Here is an 858-nt window from a genome sequence, read left to right as displayed (position 1 = left end):
GTCTAAATGCAAAGTATAAATTTTCTAATCTATGGATATATAATAAAAAATTATACATCATTTATAAGTTTACTGGTTTTTATCTAATGGTACATTATCTATTCGAAGTTTAGGTTCTATTTGCAAAATAATATTAGGTTACCTATTATTTATAAGTAGACTTCGTCTGGAAAACAATAGCGATTACGCGTTCAAAGCAAAAGAGGAAAGGCTTAAATGATTCCGAGGATTTATATACCTGTTAGGTGAAAATCCAAATGTTTCAGTCGAAAACCGAAACTAATGGATGAATGGTCTCGTAGGAAAGCGTATATGACAATTGAAGAATCATATAATATACAATTTCTTTTATTACAAAAGTACGGTATTAATAAACTAAATATTGATTTACGTACAATGAAAATTCGTGGGGTCCTACTATAACTGGTAAATACATGATTTTACTAAATACGGAGCTAATAAAGGCACCTAAGATTTTGTATAATTATTTTACTTTACAATGAGTTAATCTATTTTAAGTACAATGACTAAAGTGGGAGATTTTATTGCATGCTGTATCTTTAGCTTTCGAATGGGAAGAGAGAAAGGCGATTTTAGCTGAAGAAATTATTAAAGATATTTAAATAAGAGAACTTCGTGGCAATTTATCAACCATATAATTCACCAAAAGGCAGTTTCTGATTTTCGGTTTGGACTGCCTTTTTATATTGTAATTAGATTTTGATAAGGAATTTGTCGACAAAATTGAGGCTTAACTGAGCAATTATATCTTGTAAGCGAAGATGTGGAAATTGTTGTTCACAAGTGGTGCCAAATTTTTTGTAGACCTGTTATGAAATTCATAACAGGTCTAGAATT

Annotated in this window: 1 protein-coding gene; it reads left to right on the top strand. The window is 29.6% G+C overall.

Annotated features, from left to right (window positions below; all coding sequences use genetic code 11):
* The first annotated feature begins 282 nt into the window (after nt 1-282).
* Complete coding sequence (locus V7014_RS25640; protein WP_335511690.1) at nt 283-423, top strand: hypothetical protein; 141 nt, start codon at nt 283-285, stop codon at nt 421-423.
* Nucleotides 424-858 lie beyond the last annotated feature (435 nt).

This window comes from Bacillus sp. JJ722, assembly GCF_036963345.1.
Classification (GTDB): Bacteria; Bacillota; Bacilli; order Bacillales; family DSM-1321; genus Bacillus_AD.
Note: the sequence above shows the minus strand (reverse complement) of the source record. Positions and strands in the feature narration are given on the sequence as shown.